General features: G+C 73.5%; 27 protein-coding genes and 1 pseudogene. 9 read left to right on the plus strand and 19 right to left on the minus strand.

The window, feature by feature from the left end:
• Positions 1 to 111 precede the first annotated feature (111 nt).
• The 5 genes from O7615_RS06550 to O7615_RS06570 all read right to left on the minus strand — a co-directional run bounded on the left by O7615_RS06550 (position 112) and on the right by O7615_RS06570 (position 6,370).
• Complete coding sequence (locus O7615_RS06550) at positions 112 to 996, minus strand: hypothetical protein (protein ID WP_278176421.1); 885 nt, start codon at positions 994 to 996, stop codon at positions 112 to 114.
• A 184-nt stretch (positions 997 to 1,180) separates the two neighbouring features.
• The gene (locus tag O7615_RS06555; RefSeq protein WP_278176422.1) at positions 1,181 to 1,822 is read right to left on the minus strand and encodes a GNAT family protein; all 642 of its coding nucleotides are present in this window, start codon (positions 1,820 to 1,822) and stop codon (positions 1,181 to 1,183) included.
• 31 nt (positions 1,823 to 1,853) lie between these two features.
• Positions 1,854 to 3,167, minus strand: coding sequence for a gephyrin-like molybdotransferase Glp (gene glp / locus O7615_RS06560; RefSeq protein ID WP_278176423.1), 1,314 nt, complete (start codon positions 3,165 to 3,167; stop codon positions 1,854 to 1,856).
• Positions 3,164 to 4,117 (minus strand): UTP--glucose-1-phosphate uridylyltransferase, encoded by a 954-nt coding sequence (locus O7615_RS06565; RefSeq protein WP_278176424.1) that lies wholly within the window; start codon positions 4,115 to 4,117, stop codon positions 3,164 to 3,166. The genes glp and O7615_RS06565 overlap by 4 nt, the downstream gene beginning before the upstream one ends.
• A 9-nt stretch (positions 4,118 to 4,126) precedes the next feature.
• Complete coding sequence (locus O7615_RS06570) at positions 4,127 to 6,370, minus strand: diguanylate cyclase (RefSeq protein WP_278181998.1); 2,244 nt, start codon at positions 6,368 to 6,370, stop codon at positions 4,127 to 4,129.
• 112 nt (positions 6,371 to 6,482) lie between these two features.
• Here O7615_RS06570 and O7615_RS06575 point away from each other — a divergent pair, with 112 nt between their 5' ends.
• Positions 6,483 to 7,121: a 5-formyltetrahydrofolate cyclo-ligase gene (locus O7615_RS06575; RefSeq protein WP_278176425.1), complete on the plus strand. Its 639-nt coding sequence runs from the start codon at positions 6,483 to 6,485 to the stop codon at positions 7,119 to 7,121.
• Positions 7,118 to 7,324 (plus strand): annotated as a pseudogene (locus tag O7615_RS06580) (FmdB family zinc ribbon protein); the annotation flags it as partial. The gene O7615_RS06575 and the pseudogene O7615_RS06580, both read left to right, overlap by 4 nt.
• A 14-nt stretch (positions 7,325 to 7,338) precedes the next feature.
• Here O7615_RS06580 and O7615_RS06585 read toward each other — a convergent pair.
• Together O7615_RS06585 and O7615_RS06590 are read right to left on the minus strand one after the other, a co-directional pair.
• Complete coding sequence (locus tag O7615_RS06585; protein WP_278176426.1) at positions 7,339 to 7,554, minus strand: hypothetical protein; 216 nt, start codon at positions 7,552 to 7,554, stop codon at positions 7,339 to 7,341.
• A gap of 43 nt (positions 7,555 to 7,597) precedes the next feature.
• The gene (locus O7615_RS06590; RefSeq protein WP_278176427.1) at positions 7,598 to 7,771 is read right to left on the minus strand and encodes a hypothetical protein; all 174 of its coding nucleotides are present in this window, start codon (positions 7,769 to 7,771) and stop codon (positions 7,598 to 7,600) included.
• A gap of 214 nt (positions 7,772 to 7,985) precedes the next feature.
• Here O7615_RS06590 and O7615_RS06595 point away from each other — a divergent pair, with 214 nt between their 5' ends.
• Positions 7,986 to 8,339, plus strand: coding sequence for a hypothetical protein (locus O7615_RS06595; RefSeq protein ID WP_278176428.1), 354 nt, complete (start codon positions 7,986 to 7,988; stop codon positions 8,337 to 8,339).
• A 27-nt stretch (positions 8,340 to 8,366) separates the two neighbouring features.
• Here the strand turns inward: O7615_RS06595 and O7615_RS06600 are convergent, their stop codons facing one another.
• On the minus strand, positions 8,367 to 8,852 hold the full coding sequence (locus O7615_RS06600) for a DUF2231 domain-containing protein (RefSeq protein WP_278176429.1): 486 nt from the start codon (positions 8,850 to 8,852) through the stop codon (positions 8,367 to 8,369).
• Positions 8,853 to 9,036: 184 nt separating this feature from the next.
• Here O7615_RS06600 and O7615_RS06605 point away from each other — a divergent pair, with 184 nt between their 5' ends.
• Both O7615_RS06605 and O7615_RS06610 read left to right on the plus strand, forming a co-directional pair.
• Positions 9,037 to 9,465 (plus strand): Fur family transcriptional regulator, encoded by a 429-nt coding sequence (locus tag O7615_RS06605; protein ID WP_278176431.1) that lies wholly within the window; start codon positions 9,037 to 9,039, stop codon positions 9,463 to 9,465.
• A gap of 38 nt (positions 9,466 to 9,503) precedes the next feature.
• Positions 9,504 to 10,361 carry an oxygenase MpaB family protein gene (locus O7615_RS06610; protein WP_278176433.1) on the plus strand — a complete coding sequence of 286 codons (858 nt, stop codon included), beginning with the start codon at positions 9,504 to 9,506 and terminating at the stop codon, positions 10,359 to 10,361.
• A 19-nt stretch (positions 10,362 to 10,380) separates the two neighbouring features.
• On the opposite strand, the gene O7615_RS06615 is transcribed toward O7615_RS06610, so the two are convergent.
• The 10 genes from O7615_RS06615 to O7615_RS06660 form a co-directional block, all read right to left on the minus strand.
• Positions 10,381 to 11,316 (minus strand): PD-(D/E)XK nuclease family protein, encoded by a 936-nt coding sequence (locus O7615_RS06615; RefSeq protein ID WP_278176435.1) that lies wholly within the window; start codon positions 11,314 to 11,316, stop codon positions 10,381 to 10,383.
• 43 nt (positions 11,317 to 11,359) lie between these two features.
• Entirely contained in the window at positions 11,360 to 11,974 is a 615-nt protein-coding gene (locus tag O7615_RS06620) for a MarC family protein (protein WP_278176436.1), read from the minus strand.
• 40 nt (positions 11,975 to 12,014) lie between these two features.
• A complete protein-coding gene (locus tag O7615_RS06625) occupies positions 12,015 to 12,875 on the minus strand; it encodes a PHP domain-containing protein (protein WP_278176438.1) in 861 nt (286 codons plus the stop codon).
• Positions 12,876 to 12,899: 24 nt separating this feature from the next.
• Positions 12,900 to 14,093 (minus strand): hypothetical protein, encoded by a 1,194-nt coding sequence (locus tag O7615_RS06630; RefSeq protein ID WP_278176439.1) that lies wholly within the window; start codon positions 14,091 to 14,093, stop codon positions 12,900 to 12,902.
• A gap of 56 nt (positions 14,094 to 14,149) precedes the next feature.
• On the minus strand, positions 14,150 to 14,902 hold the full coding sequence (locus O7615_RS06635; RefSeq protein WP_278176440.1) for a SigE family RNA polymerase sigma factor: 753 nt from the start codon (positions 14,900 to 14,902) through the stop codon (positions 14,150 to 14,152).
• A 111-nt stretch (positions 14,903 to 15,013) separates the two neighbouring features.
• Entirely contained in the window at positions 15,014 to 15,889 is an 876-nt protein-coding gene (locus O7615_RS06640) for a PH domain-containing protein (RefSeq protein WP_278176441.1), read from the minus strand.
• Between the two features lie 6 nt (positions 15,890 to 15,895).
• Positions 15,896 to 16,054, minus strand: a complete 159-nt coding sequence (locus O7615_RS06645; RefSeq protein WP_165942702.1) for a hypothetical protein — start codon at positions 16,052 to 16,054, stop codon at positions 15,896 to 15,898.
• Between the two features lie 115 nt (positions 16,055 to 16,169).
• Positions 16,170 to 16,922, minus strand: coding sequence for a TFIIB-type zinc ribbon-containing protein (locus O7615_RS06650; protein ID WP_347405120.1), 753 nt, complete (start codon positions 16,920 to 16,922; stop codon positions 16,170 to 16,172).
• Between the two features lie 108 nt (positions 16,923 to 17,030).
• The gene (locus tag O7615_RS06655) at positions 17,031 to 17,645 is read right to left on the minus strand and encodes an RNA methyltransferase (protein ID WP_278176442.1); all 615 of its coding nucleotides are present in this window, start codon (positions 17,643 to 17,645) and stop codon (positions 17,031 to 17,033) included.
• A gap of 133 nt (positions 17,646 to 17,778) precedes the next feature.
• The gene (locus tag O7615_RS06660; protein ID WP_278176443.1) at positions 17,779 to 18,270 is read right to left on the minus strand and encodes a hypothetical protein; all 492 of its coding nucleotides are present in this window, start codon (positions 18,268 to 18,270) and stop codon (positions 17,779 to 17,781) included.
• Between the two features lie 636 nt (positions 18,271 to 18,906).
• Between O7615_RS06660 and trxA the strand changes: the two genes are divergently transcribed.
• The 4 genes from trxA (at position 18,907) to O7615_RS06680 (ending at position 21,497) form a co-directional block, all read left to right on the plus strand.
• A complete protein-coding gene (trxA, locus tag O7615_RS06665; protein WP_278176445.1) occupies positions 18,907 to 19,269 on the plus strand; it encodes a thioredoxin in 363 nt (120 codons plus the stop codon).
• 86 nt (positions 19,270 to 19,355) lie between these two features.
• Positions 19,356 to 20,396: an Rv2578c family radical SAM protein gene (locus tag O7615_RS06670; RefSeq protein WP_278176447.1), complete on the plus strand. Its 1,041-nt coding sequence runs from the start codon at positions 19,356 to 19,358 to the stop codon at positions 20,394 to 20,396.
• 46 nt (positions 20,397 to 20,442) lie between these two features.
• Positions 20,443 to 20,850, plus strand: coding sequence for a CoA-binding protein (locus O7615_RS06675; RefSeq protein ID WP_278176448.1), 408 nt, complete (start codon positions 20,443 to 20,445; stop codon positions 20,848 to 20,850).
• 140 nt (positions 20,851 to 20,990) lie between these two features.
• Complete coding sequence (locus O7615_RS06680; protein WP_278176450.1) at positions 20,991 to 21,497, plus strand: DUF4190 domain-containing protein; 507 nt, start codon at positions 20,991 to 20,993, stop codon at positions 21,495 to 21,497.
• A gap of 34 nt (positions 21,498 to 21,531) precedes the next feature.
• Here O7615_RS06680 and O7615_RS06685 read toward each other — a convergent pair whose 3' ends face one another.
• A complete protein-coding gene (locus O7615_RS06685) occupies positions 21,532 to 22,437 on the minus strand; it encodes an SDR family NAD(P)-dependent oxidoreductase (protein WP_278176452.1) in 906 nt (301 codons plus the stop codon).
• Between the last annotated feature and the right edge of the window lie 61 nt (positions 22,438 to 22,498).

A 22,498-nucleotide genomic window follows, 5' to 3' on the forward strand; every position in this document is an offset into this window, starting at 1 on the left:
CACCCCTCCGCGGTCGAGCCGACGCGAGCTGCGGCGAACAGGGCCTTCCCGCGCCGGGATGGGCCCAGCATGCCGCATGTCGCGCCACGCCAACCGCAAGCCGGCACCCACTCAGGCGCTGTGGGAGCCGCGGCCGGCCTCGTAGGGGCGGCCGCGCAGGCCACCGGTCCGGCGGTAGGAGACCGAGCCGCCGCTGGCCGCCGCCGGCAGATCGGCCGGGCGGTCCAGGCCCATGGCCGTACGCCGGACGGACTCCCGCTGGGCGGCCAGGCGGCGCTGGGCCTCCCGGCGAGCCGCGGCGCGGCGGGCCTGCTCGCGGCGTACCTCGGCCTGCCGGGCGGCCAACCAGGCGGCCTCGCGGGCTCGGGCGCGGCGGCGGCGACGGTCGGCCAGCGCGCGGGCGCGCAGGTGTACGACGTACACCAGCAGCAGGGTGGCGGTGACCGCGAAGCTGATCCAGAAGCCGGGGCCGACCACCGCGACGCCGACCAGCTCGACCGCGTTGAGCAGCACCAGCGCGGCGAGCACCCGGCGACGGCGGTAGATGGCGGGGGTGTGCTGGCGGCGGCCCGGGCGTCGGCGGGGTCGGCCCCCGGCGGGCGGCACGGCCCGCAGCCGGCTGGGCCGACCGGAGCGGCGCGGCAGCGACCGGTCATCCCGCTCCCCGCCGGAGCGAGGCGGAGTGGGCTCCTCGCCGGAGCGGCGTGCGGCGGGATCCCTGCCGGAGCGGCGCGGCGCGGGCGGGCCGGAGACCGGGGGGGCGAGCGCGCCCGAGCCGGCGTCCTCGCTGAGGGTGACCACCAGGGCGCGGGACGGGTTGACCGGTTGCCGGCCCGGGACAGTACGGCGTCGCCGGCGGCGCTGGAGCACCCGCGCCGTCGACTGCGCCCGCTCCGCCACCAGCCGCTCGGCGGCGTCGTACCGGCGTACCAGCGCCGGGGCGAGGGCGAGCAGACCGGCGGCGGCGAGGACGGCGAGGAGCACCGAGGTCGGCACCCTCACCCCTCCCGTCGCCAGATTCGGAGCAAGCGCCATCCGGCCGCAGGATCTTTCACCGATCGGCGTCGGTGAGGTGAATCGTGCGGGGCGGGCAGCGCCTGCCGCAGCTTGCAGTTACCTGAGGTTACGGGTCACCGTCACCGGAACCACCGCGCCGCGCCGATCCCGCACGTGGGACGGCTCACGGCGTACGCGCGCGCAGCCGGTGCCAGCGGGCCAGCAGGCCGCCCTCGGCGGCGACTTCCTCGCTGGTCATCGCGTATCCGATGTGGTCGCGCCAGGCGCCGTCGATATGCATGTAGCGCGCGTGGTACGCCTCCTCGCGGAAGCCCAGCTTCTCCACCACCCGGCGGGACGCCCGGTTCTCCGGACGGATGTTGACCTCGATCCGGTGCAGCCCACCGGGGCCGAAGGCGTGGTCGACGGCGAGCGCCAGCGCGGTGGGGATCACCCCCCGGCCGGCAACCCGACGGTCCACCCAGTACCCGACGTACCCGGAGCAGAACGCCCGGCGCACGATGTTGCCCACGTTGATGTGCCCCACCAGCCGCTCGTCGCCGCCCTCGTGCAGGCAGACCGCGAACGGCATCCCCTCACCGGTACGCGCCGAGCGCCGCTGGTCGCGGTACATCCAGCGGAAGGTGGCCGGTGAGTTCAGCTCGTCCCAGTCACCGGGCACCGACGACTCCCACGGCGCCAGCCAGTCCCGGTTCGTGCGGCGCACCTCGGACCATGCCGCCGCATCCGAGCGCCGGTACGGCCGCAGCAGCACCACACCGTCGGAGAGCACCGCCGGCCAGCCGGGCGCCCGTCGGAACCGCACCGAACCTCCACTCCCGAGCTTCACCGGCGATTCACCGTCGACGGTCCAGCAGCAACACGTCCACGGTGGAGCCGGCGGCGGCAGCGGTGACCCGCTCGCCGAGAACGAGAAGTCCGTTCGCCTCCGCCAGGCCGGAGAGGGTGAACGGGCCGCCGTTGAGCGGCTGGACAGTGTAACCCCCGCCGCGCCGCTCGGCGACGTGCGCGGGCCGGAACTCACGCAGCCCGGCCGGGGAGGAGACGGTCTCCAACAGGTGCGCCCGGACGCTCGGGCGGAACACCGGCTCGGCGCCGGCCAGCAGGTTGATCGCGGGGCGGGCCAACACCTCGAAGCCGATCATCGCGGCGCCCGGGTCGCCGGGCAGGCAGACCACCGGCACCTCTTCGGCACCGACCGTGCCGAAGCCGAGGGCGGTGCCCGGATACAACGCCACGTCGGTGAAGGTGACCGGGCCGGCCCGGCTGCCCTCCCGGCGGGACAGGATGCGGCGGACCATGTCGCCCGGGCCGGTGCCGGTGCCACCGGTGGTGATGATCAGGTCGGCGCGCAGGGTCTGGTCCTCCAGCAGCCCGCGCAGCCCTTCCGGATCGTCGTCGCAGATGCCCACCCGGTACGCCAGCGCCCCCGCCTCCGCCGCCGCGGCGGTCAGGGCGTGCGAGTTGGCGTCGACGACCTGGCCGGGCTGGCTGCCCCGGCCGACGTCGACGAGTTCGTCGCCGGTGGCCACGATGACCACCCGAGGGCTCGGGCGTACCACCACGTGGCCGATGCCGGTGGCGGCGAGCACCGCCACCAGCGCCGGCGAGACGTAGGTCCCGGAACGGGCGAGCAGGGCGCCGGCGGTCACCTCCTCACCGGTCCGTCGTACGCCGTACCCCCGTTTGGGGACTCGGAAGATCTCCACCGCCGCCATGCCCTGATCGGTCCACTCCACCGGGACCACCACGTCCGCGGCGATCGGCAGCGGCGCACCGGCGGCGACCGAGAAGCACGCACCCGGGGTGAGCCGGACCGGCCGCCAGCTCGCCGCGCCGAGGTCACCAACGACGTTGAGGCGTACGGTGCGCCCGCCCGGGCCGCCCGACTGGGCCGGCACGAAACCCGCGCCCCGGCCACCGCCGGCGATGTCCTCCCAGCGTGCGGCGTACCCGTCCACGGCCGCCTGGTCGAAGGCCGGGAACGAGTGCGGCGCAACGACGTCCTCGGCGAGGACGTTGCCGTACGCCTGGGTGAGGTCGAGGTCGAGCGGCGGCAGCGCGCGTAACCTGCGCAGCACACTGCCCAGGTAGTCGGCGAGCGGCGTCAACCCGTTTTCGGCCGCCTCGGCGTCGGCCGGCGCGGTCATGTATTCGGACCGCCCGACGCGTCGGAGTTGACGAACTCGGCCAGCCACTTGCGGAACTCGCTGCCCAGGTCCTCGCGCTCGGCGGCGATCTGGACCACGGTCTGCAGGTAGCCCAGCGGCATGCCGGTGTCGTAGCGGATGCCCCGGTAGACGATCGCGTGCACCGGTGTCCCCTCGGTACGCAGCAGTTCCATCGCGTCCGTCAGTTGGATCTCCCCACCGCTGCCGGGCTCGGTCCGGCGGATGGCGTCGAAGATCTTGCCGGGCAGCACGTACCGGCCGAGCACGGCCAGGTTGCTCGGCGCGTCCTCCGGCTTGGGCTTCTCCACCATGCCGGTCACCTTCACGACCTCGCCGATGTCGGTCAGCTCGGACTCCGCCGGCTCGACCGAGGCGATCCCGTAGCGCTTCGTCTCGGCCGGGTCGACCTCGAAGAAGGCGAGCACCACACCGCCGGTACGCGCCTGCAGCTCCAGCATGGCCGGCAGCAACGGCTCGGAGAGGTTGACGAACTCGTCGCCGAGCAACACCGCGAAGGGCCGGTCCCCTACGTGCGACTCGGCGTACCCGACCGCGTGGCCGAGGCCGAGCTGCTCCGGCTGCCGGCAGGTGTAGATGGCCGCCAGTTCCTCGGTCCGCTTGACGGCGGCGAGCAGGTCGGGCTTCTCCGCGAGCCGTTCCTCCAGGTCGGGGCGGCGGTCGAAGTGGTCCACCATCGACGTCTTCCCCCGGCCGGTGATCAGCAGCACGTCGCCGATGCCGGCCTGGGCGGCCTCCTCGACGATGTACTGCAGCACCGGACGGTCGACGACCGGCAGCAGCTCCTTGGGGACCGCCTTGGTGGCCGGCAGGAACCGGGTGGCCAGGCCGGCGGCCGGGATGACGGCCTTGACGGCACGGGGACGACCGGTGGCGGCGGCCGCTGAAGGGTTCGCTGAGTGCTCCGACATGCCGCGAGACTATCGGCCAGGGCCGCGTCCCGGCGGGTGAGGACCGGAAGACGCGCCGCCTGCCGGGTCGGTTCTGCCGGTGCCGGCGCGACCTGCTCCGGCGGCTCCGCCCGGCGTGGCCGAGGGGCCGGGAGCGGTACCGGGTCCGGCGCGCGGCAGCTCGTCGGACGGGGTGCGCGCCGCCGGGGGCACCGGCATCTCCCGGGTCGTCGACGCCTCCCGGGTGGCCGCCACCCGCCAGGTGTCGCGGCCGGCCCCCTTCGCCGCGTACAACGCCTCGTCGGCCGCCTGGAGCACCTGCGGGCCGGTGTCGGCGTGGTCGGGAAAGACGGCGATACCGATGGAGACGGTCACCGTGATCGGCTCTCGGACACCGGCGTGCCCTACCACGGTCACCGGGGTGTCCCGGACGGCCGCGCCGAGCCGCTCGGCGACGATCGTCGCGCCCCGCGAATCGGTCTCCGGCAGCAGCACCACGAACTCCTCCCCGCCCTGGCGGAAGGCGAGGTCCACCTCGCGGATCTCCCCGCGTACCCGCCGGGCGAACTCGGCCAGCACGGTGTCGCCGGCCGCGTGGCCGTACGTGTCGTTGACCTTCTTGAACCGGTCGAGGTCGAGGGCGAGGACGCTCACCATCCGGCCGAACCGGCTGGCCCGCTCCACCTCCCGACGCAGCGACTCGCGCAGGTAGCGGTAGTTCCACAGCCCGGTCAGCGGGTCGGTGAGCGACAACCGCTGGTTCTCCTCGTGGACGCGTACGTTGTCGACCGCGACCGCCGCGTGCCCGGCGAAGGTGCGCAGGGTGATCAGGTCGTCGTCGTCGAACTCCTCCCCGCCGAGCCGGTCGTAGAGGGCCAGGACGCCCAGCGCCGGTTCCGCCGGGTCGCCGGCCGGGCTGCCTGGCGGGGTGTCGCTGTCGGCCGGACGGGTCGACCCGGGCTCACCGCGACCGGCGGGGGCGGCGAAGGGTACCGCGATGTACGTCCGGCAGAGCGGATCGCCAGGGGCTGCCGGGGCCGGACCCGCCCGGCCCCGGCGAGCCTGGCCGGTCGCCGCGACCGCGCCCACCACGCCGCTGCCCGCCGGTATCCGCAGCGTGCCGGTACCGGGCCGGCGCCCGTCGAGCCCCTCGGTGCACTGGGCGACGAGCATGCCCCCCGGCTCGGTGAGCAGCACCGCACCGGCCCGGGCACCGGTCGCGGCAAGCGCGCTGTGCAGGATCACCCGCAGGATCCGTTGCAGGTCGTGGGTGCTGGCCAGCGTGTCGCCGAGCACGGCCAGGTGCCCGCGCAGCTGGTCCCGGCTGCTGGCCAGCGCCGCCAGGTAGCTGTCCGTCTCACGGGTCATCCGGTTGAAGGCGACGGCCAGCCGGCCGACCTCGTCGCCGGCGCGTACCGGCACTCGTGCGGTGAGATCGCCGGCGGCGACCCGGTCGACCGCGCCGGCCAGTTCGACCAGCGGGCGGGTGGTCACCCGGGCCAGCCGCCACGCGACGGTCACTCCCAGCAGGGCGGCCAGCAGCACCACGGCGACCAGCACCGCGTGCAGGCCGGGCGGCTGGTCGCTGGGCACGGAGAGCACCAGGGGCAGCGGTTGCCCGGCCGTGGGGCCGGCCCGGCGCACGTACCGGCCGTCGGGGGTGCCGGTGACGTGCTCGCCACGCAGGGCCGCAGCGGCGGCGAGCACCGCGTCGCGGCCACCGGCGGACTCGGTGGTGTGGGCCGCCTGGACGGGCGCGGCAGCGCCGTCGAGCAGGGTCACCGCCACTCCGGTCACCGCGGCGAGCCGCGCGACGAGCACCGGGTCGACCGGCTGAGCGGCGGCGACCGTACCCAGTGCCGCGCCGGCGGGGTCGCGCAGTTCCACCCGGACCACGAGGGCGCCGACCGCTCCGCCGGGCGGTTCCGGCGAGGCGCAGTCCCGCCAGGGGGCCGGCGGTGCGTTCGGGGTGGCGTAGCTGACCCGCCCGGCCACGTCGGTGACGAGCACGGCGGCGGCCAGGCCCCGGCTGACCACCTGGGTCGCGGCATTGGCGTGGTCGGCGGTGAGGGCGACCGCGTCCGCGGCGGCCCGCAGTTGCTGGCAGAGCGCATCGATCGAGGTACGCACGGCGTTGGCGGCCACCGCCAACCGTTCGGTGGCGCGACTACGGTCCACGGCCGTCACGGTCGAGGCGACGAAGACGGCACCGAGCAGGACCGGGCCGAACGCCACGGCCAGGAAGGCTGCGGTCAACCGCCCGCGTAGCGTCAACACTTCCCCCCGGAGGTTGCGCGACCGTTGCCTGCGATGCTGACACAGAGCAACGACAAGACGCGCCTTGCGTGAGGAGTGTTGCGTGCCGGAATTTGCTGAAGGAGCGGAAGTGACGCATGACGCGAAGCGGGCGGCGCGGGTCGAGCTGCTCGCGCGCCGCCGGGCCCGCCCCGAAGCCGAGCGCGCGACCGCCGCGGCACGCATCCAGGCCGAGCTGACCGCCCTGGTACGCCGGCTGCGGCCGCACCGGGTGGCCGCGTACGCGCCGGTGGGCGGCGAACCGGGCGGCCCGGACCTGCCGGCGACGCTCGCCGACGCGTTGCCCTCCGGTGGGAAACTGCTGCTGCCGGTGCTCCGCGACGACCTGGACCTCGACTGGGCCGTCTGGGCGGGGCCGCAGGCGATGGTCGCGGCCGGGCGGGGCATCCGCGAACCGGCCACCCCCGGGTTGGGGGTCACCGCGATCGCCACGGCCGAGCTGGTCGTGGTGCCCGCGCTGGCCGTGGACCGCCAGGGCGTACGCCTGGGCCGGGGCGGCGGCTCGTACGACCGGGCCCTGGCTCGGGTGCCGCAGACCGTCCTCACGGTGGTGCCGCTGCACGATGGCGAGCTGCTGGACGTGCTGCCCGCCGAGCCGCACGACCGGACGGTACGCGCGGTGATCACCCCGACCGGCGGTCTACACCCGCTGCCGGCCCTCCCAGGTGTCATGCCCCACACTTCCGCTGGACGAACCGGGGGCCGATGACGCACCATTGGCACTCGAATACGTCGAGTGCCAACCGGCCGTGCCCAGATCCGGAGGAGAACGTGCCCACGTACCAGTACGCCTGCACCGCGTGCGGTCACCAGCTCGAGGCGGTGCAGTCCTTCTCTGACGAGCCACTGACCGACTGCCCCGCGTGCGAGGGGCGGCTGCGGAAGCTGTTCAACTCCGTCGGCATCGTCTTCAAGGGCTCGGGCTTCTACCGCACCGACTCCCGCTCCTCCGGGTCGGACACCACCTCGAACGGCTCCACCAGCAAGTCGGGCGCGTCGGAGTCGTCCTCCGGCTCGACCAGCTCGGACACCTCGTCAAGCACGTCGTCGTCCGGTTCCGCCTCGTCCGGTTCTGGCAATGGCGCGTCGGGGGGTTCCTCCGGCGGCGGCGGCGCGAGCAAGGCGCCGGCCGCGGCCAGCACCTCCTGATCCCGCCGCCGGCCCCCGCCTCGCGGGGGGAGGCGGTCAGTCCCAGTGCGGCGGGCGCTCCGCGAGCAGCCAGTCGTCGTTGCGGCCGCCCTGCTCTCCCCACCCCTGGTCGGTGTCGTCGGCGGTCTGCTCGGGCAGCACCACGAAGTCGTCGCTGAGGTCGACCGTGCGGTCCTCGTCGCCCCGCCCGCCGGGATCCTGGATGGTCACGAGCGGCAAGGGTAACGCAGCCGCACCCGTGGCGCGCGCGTCAACGTCGGGCCTGCGTAAACCGGCCACGGCTGGCGGCAACTCGGGCCCGCACGCCGACGGCAAGGCCCAACATGCCGCACCTCGCGGCCGGAGGGCGATCGGCGCGAGGAGTGCGCTCGGGTCGGCGCGGCCCGACCACACGGCGGTGCGGTGGTTGGTAGCGTCGGACGGCGTGACGACCCCCCGACCCGGTCCGGCCCCTGACGACGCATGGCGCCGGCCCGACACCGGCGACGGGTCGACGTCCGGCGCCCCGTCGGGCCGCCAGCCGGCCCCGGACGGCACACCCCGCCCGACCGGCGCGGCGGGGTACGGCGGGCCCCCGCCCACCACGGCCCCACCGCCCGGTTGGCGGCCCCCGGTGCACGTGCAACCGGCGCCGCCCCGCCAGTTGCCGGCGCAGGACATGGTCGCGCTGGACGCGCAGGAGCAGCGGGCCCAGCGGGTGACCTGGATCATCGGCGCGGTCGCCGGCGCCGTCCTGCTGATCCTGGGGTGTCTGCTCTGCACCCGAGCACTGTTCTGAGCCGTCACACGGGTCGTCGGCCGCCGGTCACTCGTAGGTGTTGCCCCAGACCATCTCGGCACCCGAGTGGCCGGTGAACCAGACGTAGACGAGAGCGGCGACGCCCAGCCCCACCACCACGACCGACAGCACCGGCGGCACCCAGCCGGGCAGCTTGGGCGCCCGCGGATGACCGCTGGTCGCCACCAGCAGGAGGATGACCGCCAGGGCGAGCCCCAGCGTGAAGCGGAACAACACCTCGCCGTACGCCGCATGCTCGTTGATCTTGTCGAGGATCTCGCCGGAGAAGCCCCGCGCGATCTGCCGGGCCTGGAGCGCCTCGCCGGACTCCACGCCGACCCACGCCGTGATCGGCGCGACCACTGCCAGGACCGCCAACGCCCAGTCCAGCCGGGACCGGAACCGGGGCAGCACGATGTACGCGAGGGCGAGCAGCACCAGCAGCGGCACGAAGACGACGACCGCGTGCACCACCAGCACGTGCACGGGCAGGCCCAACACCTTCTCGAACATCGGCACCTCCGGGTAGATGATCGTGGAATGTCAGCGTACGGTGCCCTGGTCGATCCGCCAGGGGCCCCGCTGCTCCACACGCATCGCCGACCGGCGGGGTTCAAGCCGCTCGCCCCGGTCGGGACGACGCGACCGATTCGGACGGGCGGTTGTCGCCTCGGGGCGGCCGTGCTGTCATTGACGCATGTCTGGCCGTGAGGACCTGCTCCGGGCGAGAGGCCTACGGGTCACCCGGCCGCGCCTCGCCGTGCTCGATGTCCTGGCCGAGGGCGGTCACCTGGAGGTCGAGGAGATCACCCGACGGGTACGCGAGCAGTTGGGCTCCGTCTCCACCCAGGCCGTCTACGACGTGCTGGGTGCGCTCTCCCGCGCCGGGCTGTCCCGCCGGATCGAGCCGGCCGGCAGTCCCGCCCGTTACGAGGCCCGGGTCGGCGACAACCACCACCACGTCGTGTGCCGGGGCTGTGGCGTTATCGCCGATGTCGACTGCGCCGTCGGTGCCGCCCCGTGCCTCGACCCCGACACGGCCCACGGCTTCCAGGTCGACGAGGCGGAAGTGACCTTCTGGGGGCTCTGCCCCACCTGCCAGGCCCGCCGCGTCGCCGACGACTGACGGCCCGCTTGATCGACCCGGCGTGGCACCCTTGACGGGTGGATTCCGTCGACGTCGGCCTGTTCGGCCCCGATTCGGTCACCTGGAAACTGCACCAGGAGCCCATCCTCTTCGTCGCCGGGCTGCGCTCGCTCTACCTCCAGGCGCTGCATCCCCGGGCGATGGCCGGCGTGGCGCAGAACAGCAACTATCGCAGGGATGCCTGGGGTCGCCTGATCCGCACCGCCGACTACGTCGGGACCACCATCTACGGCACGACCGCCGAGGCGGAAAAGGCCGGGCTGCGGCTGCGCCGGCTGCACGCCCGGCTGACGGCGGTCGATCCAGCGACCGGCGAGCGGTTCCGCATCGACGAGCCGGAGCTGCTGCGCTGGGTGCATGTCACCGAGGTGGAGTCGTTCCTCGACACCGCGCGCCGGGCCGGCGTGCCGCTGGCCGCCGACGAGGTGGACCGCTACTACACCGAACAGCGCCGCACCGCCGTCCTCGTCGGGCTGGCCCCGGAGACGGTCCCCGGCACCGCCGCCGAGGTGGCCGACTACTACCGGCGGATCCGACCCGAGCTGCGGATGACCCGGGAGGCCGCCGAGACCGCCCTGTTCCTGACCGCCCCGCCGCTGCCCTGGCGGCGGCTCAGCCTGCCCGCCCGGGTCGGGCTCAACCTCGGGCCGCCCCGATGGGCGTACCTGGGCGTCGCCGGCACCGCGTTCGCCCTGCAGCCGGCCTGGGCGCGGAGGCTGTACGGCGGGCTGGGCCTGCCGACCACCGCCCTGTCGGCGGACGTGACGGTACGCGCGCTGCGGCTCGCCCTCACCGCGCTGCCCCGCGACTGGCGGGAAGGCCCGATGCAGCGCGCGGCCAAGGAACGCGCCGCTCGGCTGGCGGCCGCCGACTGATCAGTCCTGCTCGGGCCGATCAGTCCTGCTCGACGGCCGGCGCGGCGGAGCGTTCGACCGCCGCCCATGGCTCCTTGCCCGGCACCGCCGCGCCCGCCGGGCAGCTGCGCCGGAAGTCGCACCAGGCGCAGCGCGGGCCGGGGGTGGTCGGGAAGGCGTCGTCGGGGTCTCCGCCGTCGGCGACCGACCGCTCGGCGGCCATGATGTCGCGGGCGGTCTCCTCGGCCCGGGTCACCTGCCGCGCCAGCGACTCGACACTGTGCTCGTGCGCGGCGACCGTGCCACTGGGCAGGTGGTGCAGCTCGACCCGACGGCACGGTCGGCGGAACACCCGCTCGGCCGCGTACGCGTAGAGTGCCAGCGCCTGCGAGCCCCGCGCGTCGTCGCCGTCCAGCCCGGTGCGGCCGGTCTTGTAGTCGACGATGACCAGCTCGGACCCGTCCGGGCCGGGCCGGGAGTCGATCCGGTCGGCGCGCCCGTTGAAGGCCAGCACCCCGGTCTTCACCGCCACCACGCGTTCCACCCCGACCGGCTCGTCGGCCGGATCCAACCCGCCGACGTACGCCTCCAGCCAGCCCAGGGCGCGCCGGTAGGCGTCCCGCTCCTGCTCGTCGTCGCGGTAGCCGTCGCGCACCCAGGTGCCCTTGAGCAGGGTGGGCAGCACCTCCGGACGGCGCCGGTCGGCGGGCAGCGCATACCAGTTCTTCAGGGCGGTGTGCACGCTGGCGCCGAGCGAGTTGTGCGCCCAGGGCGGGCCCTTCGGCGGCGCCGGACGGTCGACGTAGGAGTAGCGGTAGCGCCGGGGGCAGTCAGCGTACGCGCCGAGTTTGCTCGGGGTGCAGACGAACAGCCGCTCCGGCATGCCCTCGAAGCCGAGCTGCTCGGGCTGCGCGTCGCGGAGCCGGGGCGCGCGGCCACCGGCGGCGGGTCGTCCGGATGGGGAGGCTCGTCGCACACTGCGATCCTGCCATCCAACCCCGACAGAACGCCGCCGGTGGTCAGCCGCCGCCGCTGTAGTTGGTCACGAACGCCGCGATCGCGTCCGCGATGAGCTGCACGGCGATCGCGGCCAGCAGCAGGCCGGCGATCCGGGTGAGCACCTCGATCCCACCCGGACGCAGGACCTTCACGATCCCGCCGGAGAAGCGCAGCACGATCCAGACCGTCAGCATCACCGCGACGATCGCGGTGGCGATGGCGGAGTAGTCCGCCACCCCGTCGGCGCGCTGGACGAAGAGCATCGTCGCCACGATCGCGCCGGGTCCGGCCAGCAACGGCGTGCCCAGCGGCACCAGGGCGATGTTGGAAGTGGCCTGCTTCGTCGGGTCGTCGGCCTTACCGGTCAGCAGTTCCAGCGCGACCAATACCAGCAGCAACCCACCGGCCGCCTGCAACGCCGGCAGGTCGACGTGCAGGTAGGCGAGGAGCGTCTGACCCGCCACCGCGAAGACCACAATCACGCCGAGCGCCAGCGCGACGGCCTGCCAGGCGGCGCGGTTGCGCTCCCGGGCCGCCAGCGGGCCGGTCAACGCGAGGAAGATGGGCATCATGCCCGGCGGGTCGACGATGACCAGCAGGGTCACGAAGACCTCACCGAAGAGCTTGAGATCCACACGGTCACCGTAGCCGTGGGCGTCGGGGCCGGAACCCGGGTCAGCCCGAAGCGACCTCGATCACTCCGGAGGAGGCGGCGACGATCCGCTCGTACGCCTCGGTGCTGGTGGTGAAGGCACCCAGCCGGACCGTCTTGTGGGTGCCGTGGAAGTCCGACGAGCCGGTCACCAGCAGGCCCAGCTCGGCGGCGAGCCCGCGTACGTGCGCCCGCTCGGCGGGCGAGTGGTCCTCGTGGTCGGCCTCCAGGCCGACCAGGCCCGCCGCCGCCAGCCCCGCGACCAGCTCGTCCGGGACGATCCGGCCGCGCCGGCTGGCCCGCGGATGGGCGAACACCGGCACACCGCCGGCCGCCCGGATCAGCCGGACGGCCCGGAAGACCTCGATGTCCTCCTTGGGCAGCCGGTACCGCTCCCCCAACCAGTCCGGCCCGAACGCCTCGGTGGTGGTGGCGACCAGACCGGCCCGGATCAGCGCCTGGGCGATATGCGGACGGCCCACCGTCCCGCCGCCGGCCAGGGCGAGGATCTGCGGCCAGTCCACGTCGATGCCGTCGGCGCGCAGCAACGCCACGATCCGTTCCCCCCGCTCCACCCGGGCGGCCCGCACCCCGGCCAGCTCGGCGGCCAGTTCCGGGGCGTCCGGATCGAAGAGGTACGCCAGCAGGTGCAGCGGCACCGGTGGCTCCTCCCCGTACCAGCGGCAGGACAGCTCCGCGCCGCGGACCAGACGCAGCCCGGACGGCAGCGCCCGCAGCGCCGGCCCCCAACCGCCGGTGGTGTCATGGTCCGTGATCGCCACCACGTCCAGGCCGACCTCGGCGGCGGCGCGGACCAGTTCGGCGGGGCTGAGCGTGCCGTCGCTGGCCGTGGAATGGGTGTGCAGGTCGATCCGGGGGATCATCGGCCGCTGCCACCGGAGGTCCGGTCAGGCACCGCTGACCACCACCGGAGGCTCCCCGGCCGCGACGCTGGGCAGCGCGACCCGGGCCGCGGGGCGGCTGGCGCCCGCCCGGTCGACGGAGAACCGGAGCAGGTCGCCGGCGGCGGCGTAGTACGCCGTGTCCGGCGCACTCCAGGCCACGGTGCCGGTCATCGCCGGACCGGCCCGCCGCACCTCGGCGGACGGTTCGAGCCGCTCCAGGTCCACCAGCAGCGCCGAGTGCTGACCGCCGGACCGACCGTTGACCAGCAGCCAGCGCCCGTCCGGTGACACCGAACCCCGGCCGTCGCCATCCAGTTCCGGCCCGCATTCCGGTTGGGCGGGAACGAGATCCCGCGTCGGGTCCAACAGGGTCAGGCAGGCCGGCTGCCCGGCACCTCGCGCGACCTCGCCGACCAGGCGCCCGTCCGGCAGCGCGTCGAAGACCCTGACGCTGGCCCGGTCGCCGCCCCGGTCCAGCGGGCCGGGATTCCGGCGCCACAGCACGTGACCAGGGCGGTCGGGCGCCAACCGCACCAGCACCGCATTGTTGACGAACCGCAGCAGGACCGCCTCGGCCGGCGCCTCGGCGCGCACGGTGGCGACGAGTTCGCCGTTGACGATCCCGGCGGCGGCCAGCTCCGTGCCCTGCTTCCAGGCGACCTGCCGGCCCTCCCGATCGAGAACGATCTCGTCGGCACCGGCCAGCAACACCTGCGCCGCGCCGTCCGGGGCCACCGCCCACAGGAAGCGCCCGGCCATCGTCGGTGCCCCCACGGCCAACCAGCCGCGGCCGTCGGTGAGGCGGTGCGCCCGCTCCACCACGCCGGCACCGAGCAGCGGCACCCGCCGACCCTGCGCGGTGGCGATCGTCCGCCCCAACACCAGGTCGACCTCGGCGACCGGACTCTCGGTATCCGGCCCGGGCGGCGGCATGGTCCGGGTGACGGCCGGCGACTCATCCGGCTCGCCGATCACCACCGAACCGCCCGGCGGGCCGTCGCGCAGGTGCATACCGCCGGCGCTGACCAGCACGATCGCCGCCGCAGCCAGGCTCAGCCCGGTCAGGGAGCGGCGGCGCTGGATCCGGTTCGCCCGCCGGATCACCGCACTCGCCGGATCGCCCGCCACCGCGCGCGGCGCAGCCACCTGCCGGGAGAACACCTCCCGGACGGCACCTTCCAGCTCCGTCAGCGGCACGTTCAAGGAACGATCCGGAGCCCCGTCCGGGTTGTCACGACCTCTGGAAGCCGCGTTCACCGTCGCTCTCCGACCAGGGCACTGCCCGGCCGCGGTACCGCCACCGGCAACGGTTCCGCCTGGCCGGCCCGGCCGTCGCTCCGGTCATCGGCGCCGTCGGCCCCCCCGAGGGCGGTGCCCGCCGGGTGCGCGCCGGCCTGCGAATGGTCGGGCAACGTGCCGGCCAGCGGGTGCTCGGGAAGGGTGTCGGCCGGCTGACTGGCTGGCGGCGGCTGGCTGGCGACAGACGTGGAGCGAGCGGACTGCCCGAAGGTCTCCTCCGCACCCATCCGGCGGCGCAGGGTGGCCAGCGCGCGGAAGGTCTGGCTCTTGACCGTGCCCGGCGATATGCCGAGCAGAGCGGCGGTCTGCGCCTCCGACATGTCCTCGTAGAAGCGCAGCACCAGCACGGCACGCTGCCGGGCCGGCAGCGCCCGCAGGTGCCGCCAGAGCACGTCCCGGTCCAGCTGCTGCTCGATCTCGTCGGCGGCGGCGCGCTCGGGCAGCACCTCGGTCGGGCGCTCGCCGTGCCAGCGGCGCCGCCACCAACTCGTCGACGTATTGACCATCACGCGGCGGGCGTACGGCTCGATCGCCTCGATCCTGCCCAGGCGCTTCCACGCGAGGTACGTCTTGGTCAGCGCGGTCTGGAGCAGATCCTCCGCGATACCCCAGTCGCCGGTGAGCAGGTACGCGGTCCGCAGCAGGGCGCCGGAGCGGGCCGTGACGAAGTCACGGAACTCCTCTTCCAGCGGGCTGCTGTCGGCCACGCGCCACCTCCGTGCCTGATCCTGCCGCAGCCTGCCACAGCCGGACCAGAGGGACGAGGACGAAAGGTGCCAACATCTCCGATGTTCGGTCGAAAAGTTTCAAGCGCCTGCTCAGGCCCCGTCGTCGGCCTTGGCCTCGTCCTGCTCCTTGCCCAGCCGCGCCTCGACCGCCTGCGGCTCGTACATCTCCTCGACGACGCGCAGGTAGAGCTCGTTGGGATTGGGCAGGTTCTTGACCTCGCGCAGCGCCTGCTCCTGACCGGCGGACTCCAGCACGAAGGTGCCGTAGTTGAGCGCCCGGCCGGCCGGCGACTGTTCATACTTCATGTCGGTGACCCGGACCAGGGGCATCATGGCGACCCGCCGGGTGATGATCCCGTTGACCACCATGACCCGCTTGTTGGTCAGGATGAATCGGTCGTACCACCAGTCGGCGACCCGCCACGCCACCCAGCCCATCACCGCGAACCAGAGCAGGACCGCGACCGTGGTGAGCGCGCCGACATCCTGACCGGCGAGGAAGCCGGAGAGGTAGCCGAGCACGAACGTGGCGGCCACGCCGATGATGATCGGAGTGACGAGGTGGATCCAGTGTCGCTTCCACTCGCCCCGGTAGCGCTCGGTGGGAAACAGGTAACGGGCGACCAGCGAGCTGGGCTCGTCCTCCAACGGCAGCACCCGCCGGGGGGTGGCACCGCTCGCGTCGGCCCGCAGCCCGGCCAGCTCCTCCTCGGAGATCTGCGGGGGAAGGTAGCCAGCCTCCGGATCGCGCACCCAGGTCCGGCCTGACCGGCCCTCGCCGGCGTACCCCGGACCGTCGCCGTAGCCGGCGTCGTCGGAGAAGGACGGACCGTCGGAGAGACCAGCGCCGGAGCCGTAGCCCGGCCCGTCGTCGGGGTCGACCCGGGGGATCGGCTCGGTGTCGCGTTCCCGGCGGGCCCGGTCGGGGTCGTCGGGATCGAAGGGTGGGCCGGAGGGGCTTCCCATCGGAGACTAGGCGACCAGGGAGGTGAAGAAGTCGCCGAAGCCCTGGGCGATGTCCACGATGCCGCCGCCCAGCGACTTGAACACGTCCGCGGCGGAATTCGGCCGGTAGGCGACGAAGAAGATCAAGAATGCGATTCCGGCCCAGGTGAGGACCTTCTTGACCATGGCGGGCCATCCTCTCGCGCGGCGCCGGGTCCCATTACCGCAGCGGCACCCAGAGTATCAGCGTGGTGTCTTACCGTGAATATCTGCGTCCGTTCTCCGACATTCCGGGGGCTTGTCAGGCCTTCCCGTGCAGGTACGGAGATGGTGCGCCATACACGAGCTCGGGTGGTGTCCACTCGACCAGGTCGTGCAGCAGCACGTCCTCCGCGAGCAGATGCCCCGCACTCGCCGGCCAGGCTATCGCATACAGCCACATTCCCCGAGCCTCGCCGGCGTACGCGCTTCGATCTGGCAGCGAGTTCACCAACCATAGTGGAGTGGGATGGCCGGCCACTCTGATCCCGGCGCGCCCGACATGCCCGGCGTGTCCCGGCCCCGGGTCGGTCAGCGCCTCGGCCAACTCCGGGCCGGCGTCCGGGCCGGGCACACCGGCGTACCGCGCGCCCAGGCCCACGCCGGGCTCCTCGGCCACGAAGACCACGTCGGCCGGACCGCCACCGAGCGGGGCGGGACCGGCGCAGGCGACCGCCGTGGCGCGCACCCCGAGCCGGTCGTCGCCGGCCCACGCCACGCCGGTCGTCGTCCAACCGGGAGGCAGCGGCCACGGACACCACAGCGGAACCGCCGGAGACTGCGGCGGGGTGGCGGCCCGGATGTGATTGACCACGCTGGCCACGATCTCCGCGCCGATGTGCTCGGGCACGTGCAGTGGCGCGATCGGACCGCAGTCGGTGCAGCGGGACTCGCCGTGCATCAGGTCCGGCGGCCGCACCGATCCACCGCATCTGGGACAACTCACCGCAACAGTCACCTCCCCACCGTCACCCCCCGCCCGCCCCACGTCAAGCCGAGCCCCCGACCCCTCCACCCGGTTGATCATGAAGTTGTTGTCACCCCGCCCGGCGTGTCGCGACAACAACTTCATGATCAACGCCCAGGCCGGCGGGAGGCCGGGGTGGGGAGAGGAGGGGGTGGGTTAGGGGGTGGCGTGGGTGCGGGTCCAGGCGTGCATGGCTATGCCGCTTGCCACGCCGGCGTTGATGGAGCGGGTCGAGCCGTACTGGGCGATGGAGAAGAGCTGATCGCAGGCGTTCCGGGCGGCGTCGGACAGGCCCGGGCCCTCCTGGCCGAAGAGCAGGACGCACCGCCGGGGCAGCGTGGTGGTCTCCAGCGGACGGCAGCCGGGCAGGTTGTCGATCCCGATCAGCGGGAGAGCATGCCCCGCCGCCCAGGCGACGAACTGCTCGATCGTCTCGTGGTGGCGTACGTGCTGGTAGCGATCGGTGACCATGGCGCCGCGCCGGTTCCACCGCCGCCGGCCCACGATGTGCACCTCGGCGGCGAGGAACGCGTTGGCGTTGCGGACCACGGTGCCGATGTTCAGGTCGTGCTGCCAGTTCTCGATCGCCACGTGGAAGTCGTGCCGTCGCCGGTCGAGGTCGGCGACGATCGCCTCGCGCCGCCAGTAGCGGTAGCGGTCGACCACGTTGCGCCGGTCGCCCGCAGCGAGCAGCTCCGGGTCGTAGCGGGGATCATCCGGCAGGTCCCCGGGCCAGGGTCCCACGCCGACGTCGGGCTGCTCACCGGTCACGGTCACGCAGGTTACGCTCCGCCGCCCGGCCTGCCGGCGCCGCGGGTGGGCACCGCCAGGGGCTGGGCACGCCAGGCTGAGCAGGCCGGCTGGGCGGGCCGAGGGCTAGGCACGCCAGGGCCGGCTGGCCCGGTCAGCGCAGGGCGAGCGCTCCACCGAGTCGATCGAGGAAGCGACGGTCGGCGGGGGCCAGCGCGCCGCCCGGCGTCATCGCGGACGCGGTGCGGCAGACGCGGGCCGCGACCGACTGCACCCACTGCCGGTACGCCGCCGAGTCGGCCGGGTCGGCGCGGCGGCCGAGCACCCGTACGACGGCCCGGCAGCCGGCGAGCACGTCCACCGGGTCGACGAGTTGGGCAGCCGGTGCGGGTACCCCGTCGTGCCGGGAGTAGATCGCGGCCACCACCGCCCGGACCAGGTCGCTGTCGAAGGCTCGACCGGCGGCCATCGCGTCCAGACCGGCCAGCCCGGCGGCCACGCCCCGGAACGGTCGCCCCGGGCCGGGCTGCGCGGTCGCCACGATCACCCGTCCCGGCAGGTTGGTGAGCAGATCCCACTCGGTGGCGGAGTAGATCGTCGGGGTGGTGGTAGTCGTGATGGTGATTCGCTCGCCTCGCTTGCTCATGGCGGGACCTCCGGCGCCAGCATATGCGGCCGAACGAGGACCGGAGCCGGTCCGGAGTGAACCCGTTACGGCGCGCCGTCGTGAGGTCGAGGGCGTCGTGACCTCCCCGCTCGCCCGGCAGGGTGGACTCGCCGTAGCTCGGGTCGCGGTGGAAGGTGCCGGAGGCGGCGCGACGGGCGGGGCCGATGGCCACCGGCCGGGGCCGGACGCAATGAGCGGCGGGGCCCTCCCCGGCACCCGCCGCCCACGCTCTGATGTTCAAGATTCTGCCGTACGCTCGTCCGGCTGCACAGAGACCGAGGTCACATTTATCTTTTTGTTACATTACCCAGAGTGACTGATCATCAGTCATGAAGCGATCTCCGCAGGTCGAATAGGTGCTAGTCAACGCCGAAATTGCTGACACACGGGCCCGATTGCCGGTTGATCTCACTGGAAACGCTCCCATCACGGCCGGTGACGCAAGTGCGACATGCATTTGCACATGCGAACGCTGGCGGAACCGACGGCGGTCGATGCGGACAAAGGCCCCAGCCGGGCCGGAGCCAGGGTTTCGGCGGCACCACGTCGGGAATGCGATGGGGTACGCCCGGGTTCCACCAGACGTAGCTGTTCCGCGTGATCGGAGAGATTCAGATGGCAACCGTCGAGCTGACCACGGCTAATTTCGACCAGGTGACCGAGAGCAACGGCATCGTGCTGGTTGACTTCTGGGCCGACTGGTGCGGCCCCTGCAAGCGGTTCGCCCCCGTCTACGAGCGCTCCTCGGCGAAGCACGCGGACATCACCTTCGGCAAGGTGGACACCGAGGCGCAGCAGGACATCGCCGCCAAGTTCGACATCCGGTCCATCCCGACCATCATGGCGATCCGCGACGGAGTGATCGTCTTCGCCCAGCCGGGCGCGCTGCCGGAGTCGGCCCTGGAGAACCTCATCGAGCAGGTCCGCGCCCTCGACATGGAGGACGTGCGCAAGAAGCTCGCCGAACACAAGCACTGACGCCCGGCTCGACACCAACGACCTCGCACGCCCGGCGCGACGGCGAGTTGCTTGCGCGGGCGTCGTACGTATGTTCGAATGAGTTCATGCGCTGGGAGAACCTCACCGCTCCCCCGGTGGAGGAAGTTCCCGGACGGGCAGCGCCAGCGACACCACCCCTGCCGCTGGCGCTGCCCGACGCGGTTGTCCGCACCTTCGACACGCCCGGTTTCGCGGGGATGACCTTCTACGAGGTGCGCGCCAAGTCGATCCTCAACCGCGTCCCCGGCACATCGCGCGTCCCCTTCGAGTGGACGATCAATCCGTACCGTGGCTGCAGCCACGCCTGTTTATACTGCTTTGCCCGAAACTCTCACACGTACCTTGACTTCGACGCGGGAGCGGACTTCGACCGGCAGGTGGTCGTCAAGGTCAACGCCGGCGAGTTGCTGCGTCGCGAGCTGGCCGCACCGCGCTGGCGGGGCGCGCACGTGGCGATGGGCACCAACGTCGACTGCTACCAGCGGGCCGAGGGGCGCTACCGCCTGATGCCGCCGATCATCGAGGCGCTGCGCGACTTCGCGAACCCGTTCTCGATCCTGACCAAGGGCACCCTGATCCTGCGTGACCTGCCCCTGCTGCGGCAGGCGGCCGAGATCACCCGGGTCGGCGTCGCCTTCTCCGTGGGCTTCGTCGACGAAGGGCTGTGGCGCTCGGTCGAGCCGGGCACGCCCAGCCCGCGCCGGCGACTCGATGCCGTACGCCAGTTCTCCGACGCCGGATTCGAGGTCGGGGTGCTGATGGCGCCGATCCTGCCCGGCCTCAGCGACTCCGACGAGTCCATCGAGGCCACCGTCGCGGCGATCGCCGCCGCCGGCGCGGCCAGCGTGACGCCGCTGCCGTTGCACCTACGCCCCGGCGCCCGCGAGTGGTACGCACACTGGCTCGCCCGGGAGCACCCGCACCTGGTCCCCCGCTACCGGAAGCTGTTCCGGTCCGGCGCCTACGCGCCGCAGCCGTACCAGCGGGAGCTGACCGCCCGGGTGCGCATCGCCGCCCGCCGCCACGGGCTGCACCGCCCCGAACGCGGCGACCACCGTGCGGTGCCCCCGTCGCCACCCGCACCGGAACAGCTCAGCCTGCTCTAGGGCAGCCGGGCCGGCGGCGCCGGTAGGGCGGGGTTACAGTCGGCGGGTGCGTTCCGCTCAGCAGATCCTCGCCGACTCCGCCGTGATCGCCGTCGTGGGCGCGTCCCGCGATCCGTTCAAGGCCGCGCACCGGGTGCCGGCCGAGATGCAGCGGTACGGCTGGCGGATCATCCCGGTCAACCCGACCGCCGACGAGTTGTTCGGCGAGCCGGTCTACCGGTCCCTGGCCGACATCCCGCACCCGGTCGATCTGGTCGACGTGTTCCGGCCGGCGGAGGACGCCGTCGAGGTGGTCCGCCAGGCGGTGACGATCGGTGCTCCAGCGGTCTGGTTGCAGCTGGGCATCGTGTCCCGGCAGGCACGTGAGATCGCGCAGCAGGCCGGGATCGACTACGTCGAGGACCGCTGCCTCATCGTCGAACGGGCCGCCGCGAACCTCACCCGACTGGGCTGAGCGGTGCCTCCCGCATCAGCCGCCCGATCTCGTACTCCGCTGTGAAAGTTCACCGCTGCGGGTAGCGTCCCGCAATGAGGGCGTCGCCCACCGGGCGAACGGCCGCGCGGAGGCCGTACGGCGGGACGGAGGAGGAGAGCGTGGGCCAACCACCGGAGCCGGACCAGCCGCCGTCGCCCTACGAGCCGGACCAGCCGCCGTCGCCGTACGAGCCACCGCCCGGCGGGCCGCAGCCGCACTACGGACAGCCGTACGGACAGCCGCCGGGTGGGCAGCAGCCGCACTACGGGCAACCGTCGTACGAACACCCGGGTCAGCCGCCGCACGGCCAGCAGTGGGGACAGCAACCGCCGTACGCCCCGCAGGTGCCCTACGGGCAGTACGGCCCGCCGTCTCCCCCCGGAGGTGGCGGCGGCACCAACGTGCTCGCGATCCTGTCGCTGGTCTTCGCGTTCGTCTTCGCCCCCGCCGGCATCGCCCTCGGGCATCTGGCCAAGCGCCAGCTCCGGACCAGCCGCGAGGAGGGCGAGCAGCTCGCCACCTGGGGCCTGATCCTCAGCTACGTCTTCACCGGGGTATTCCTGGTGGCCTGCTGCGGCTGGCTCGCGCTGGTGCTCTGGGCCGGCTCCGACGGCACCCGCACCTGAGAGCGGCACCGGGGGCCGGCCCCCGGAACGGGGCTCAGCGGAACTGGGCCTCCCGCACGCTGTTACCGCCGTCGACCACCAGCATCTGGCCGGTGATGTACGACGCGGCCGGCGAGCAGAGGAACGTGATCGCCGCGGCCACCTCGTCCGGCGTGCCGGGGCGCCCCACCGGCGTACCGAGGCCCTGCTTGATCTCGGCCATCGTCGAGGCGGCGGTGTAGATGGTGCCCGGGGCCACCGCGTTGACCGTCACCCCGTCGGCGATCATCTCCATCGCCAGTGCCCTGGTCAGCCCCACCACGCCGGCCTTGGCCGCCGCGTACGCCGCCTCGGTGGGCAGCGCGTTGACCGGCCCGGCGGTCGCCGCCAGGTTCACGATCCGGCCCCAGCCCCGCTCGGCCATCCCGCCGATGAACGCCCGGCTGCACAGGAACGCGGTGGTGAGGTTCCGGTCGATCTCGCCACGCCACTCCTCGTAGCTGAGCTGGGCGACCGGGCGCAGCACCTCCGGGCTGGCACGGCTGGCCAGGCCGGCGTTGTTGACCAGCACCTCGACGTCACCGAGCTGCTCGGCGACGGCGTCGGCGAGCGCCCCCACCTCCGACTCGTCGGTGAGGTCGGCGACGAAACCGGTCACCCCGAGCTCACCGGCCCGTTCGTGGATGCGCCGGGTGGTCGAGACGATCGCCACCCGGGCGCCGAGGTCGGTGAGCCGGCGAGCGGTGGCGTACCCGATGCCGTCCGCGCTGCCCGCCCCGGTCACCAGCGCGACCCTGCCGTCCAACCGCATCGTCACCGGCTCGGGCAGCGACGCCGGCGCGTCCTGGTCGCCGGGCGCGGGCGCCGTGGCCGGGCGGGTACGCCGGCCGGCACCCGGACGGCTGACGTCCCGTCTCGGTCTGTTGCCGGAACGGTCCGCCGCGCGCGCGTCAATCCCCATGCCGAGATCCTGCCCTCTGCCGCCGTGCCGGGCAACGCGCACCCCCGTGCCGGGCGCGTCG

The sequence above is a fragment of the Micromonospora sp. WMMD1082 genome (assembly GCF_029626175.1).
Lineage (GTDB): Bacteria > Actinomycetota > Actinomycetes > Mycobacteriales > Micromonosporaceae > Micromonospora.

Excerpts from the sequence above, each read along its gene's own strand:
- glp (WP_278176423.1), bottom strand. The coding sequence starts at position 3,167 with ATGACCGCGCCGGCCGACGCCGAGGCGGCCGAAAACGGGTTGACGCCG.
- O7615_RS06565 (WP_278176424.1), bottom strand. The coding sequence starts at position 4,117 with ATGTCGGAGCACTCAGCGAACCCTTCAGCGGCCGCCGCCACCGGTCGT.
- O7615_RS06600 (WP_278176429.1), bottom strand. The coding sequence starts at position 8,852 with ATGTTCGAGAAGGTGTTGGGCCTGCCCGTGCACGTGCTGGTGGTGCAC.
- O7615_RS06605 (WP_278176431.1), top strand. The coding sequence starts at position 9,037 with ATGTCTGGCCGTGAGGACCTGCTCCGGGCGAGAGGCCTACGGGTCACC.
- O7615_RS06625 (WP_278176438.1), bottom strand. The coding sequence starts at position 12,875 with ATGATCCCCCGGATCGACCTGCACACCCATTCCACGGCCAGCGACGGC.
- O7615_RS06640 (WP_278176441.1), bottom strand. The coding sequence starts at position 15,889 with ATGGGAAGCCCCTCCGGCCCACCCTTCGATCCCGACGACCCCGACCGG.
- O7615_RS06645 (WP_165942702.1), bottom strand. The coding sequence starts at position 16,054 with ATGGTCAAGAAGGTCCTCACCTGGGCCGGAATCGCATTCTTGATCTTC.
- O7615_RS06660 (WP_278176443.1), bottom strand. The coding sequence starts at position 18,270 with ATGAGCAAGCGAGGCGAGCGAATCACCATCACGACTACCACCACCCCG.
- trxA (WP_278176445.1), top strand. The coding sequence starts at position 18,907 with ATGGCAACCGTCGAGCTGACCACGGCTAATTTCGACCAGGTGACCGAG.
- O7615_RS06670 (WP_278176447.1), top strand. The coding sequence starts at position 19,356 with ATGCGCTGGGAGAACCTCACCGCTCCCCCGGTGGAGGAAGTTCCCGGA.
- O7615_RS06685 (WP_278176452.1), bottom strand. The coding sequence starts at position 22,437 with ATGGGGATTGACGCGCGCGCGGCGGACCGTTCCGGCAACAGACCGAGA.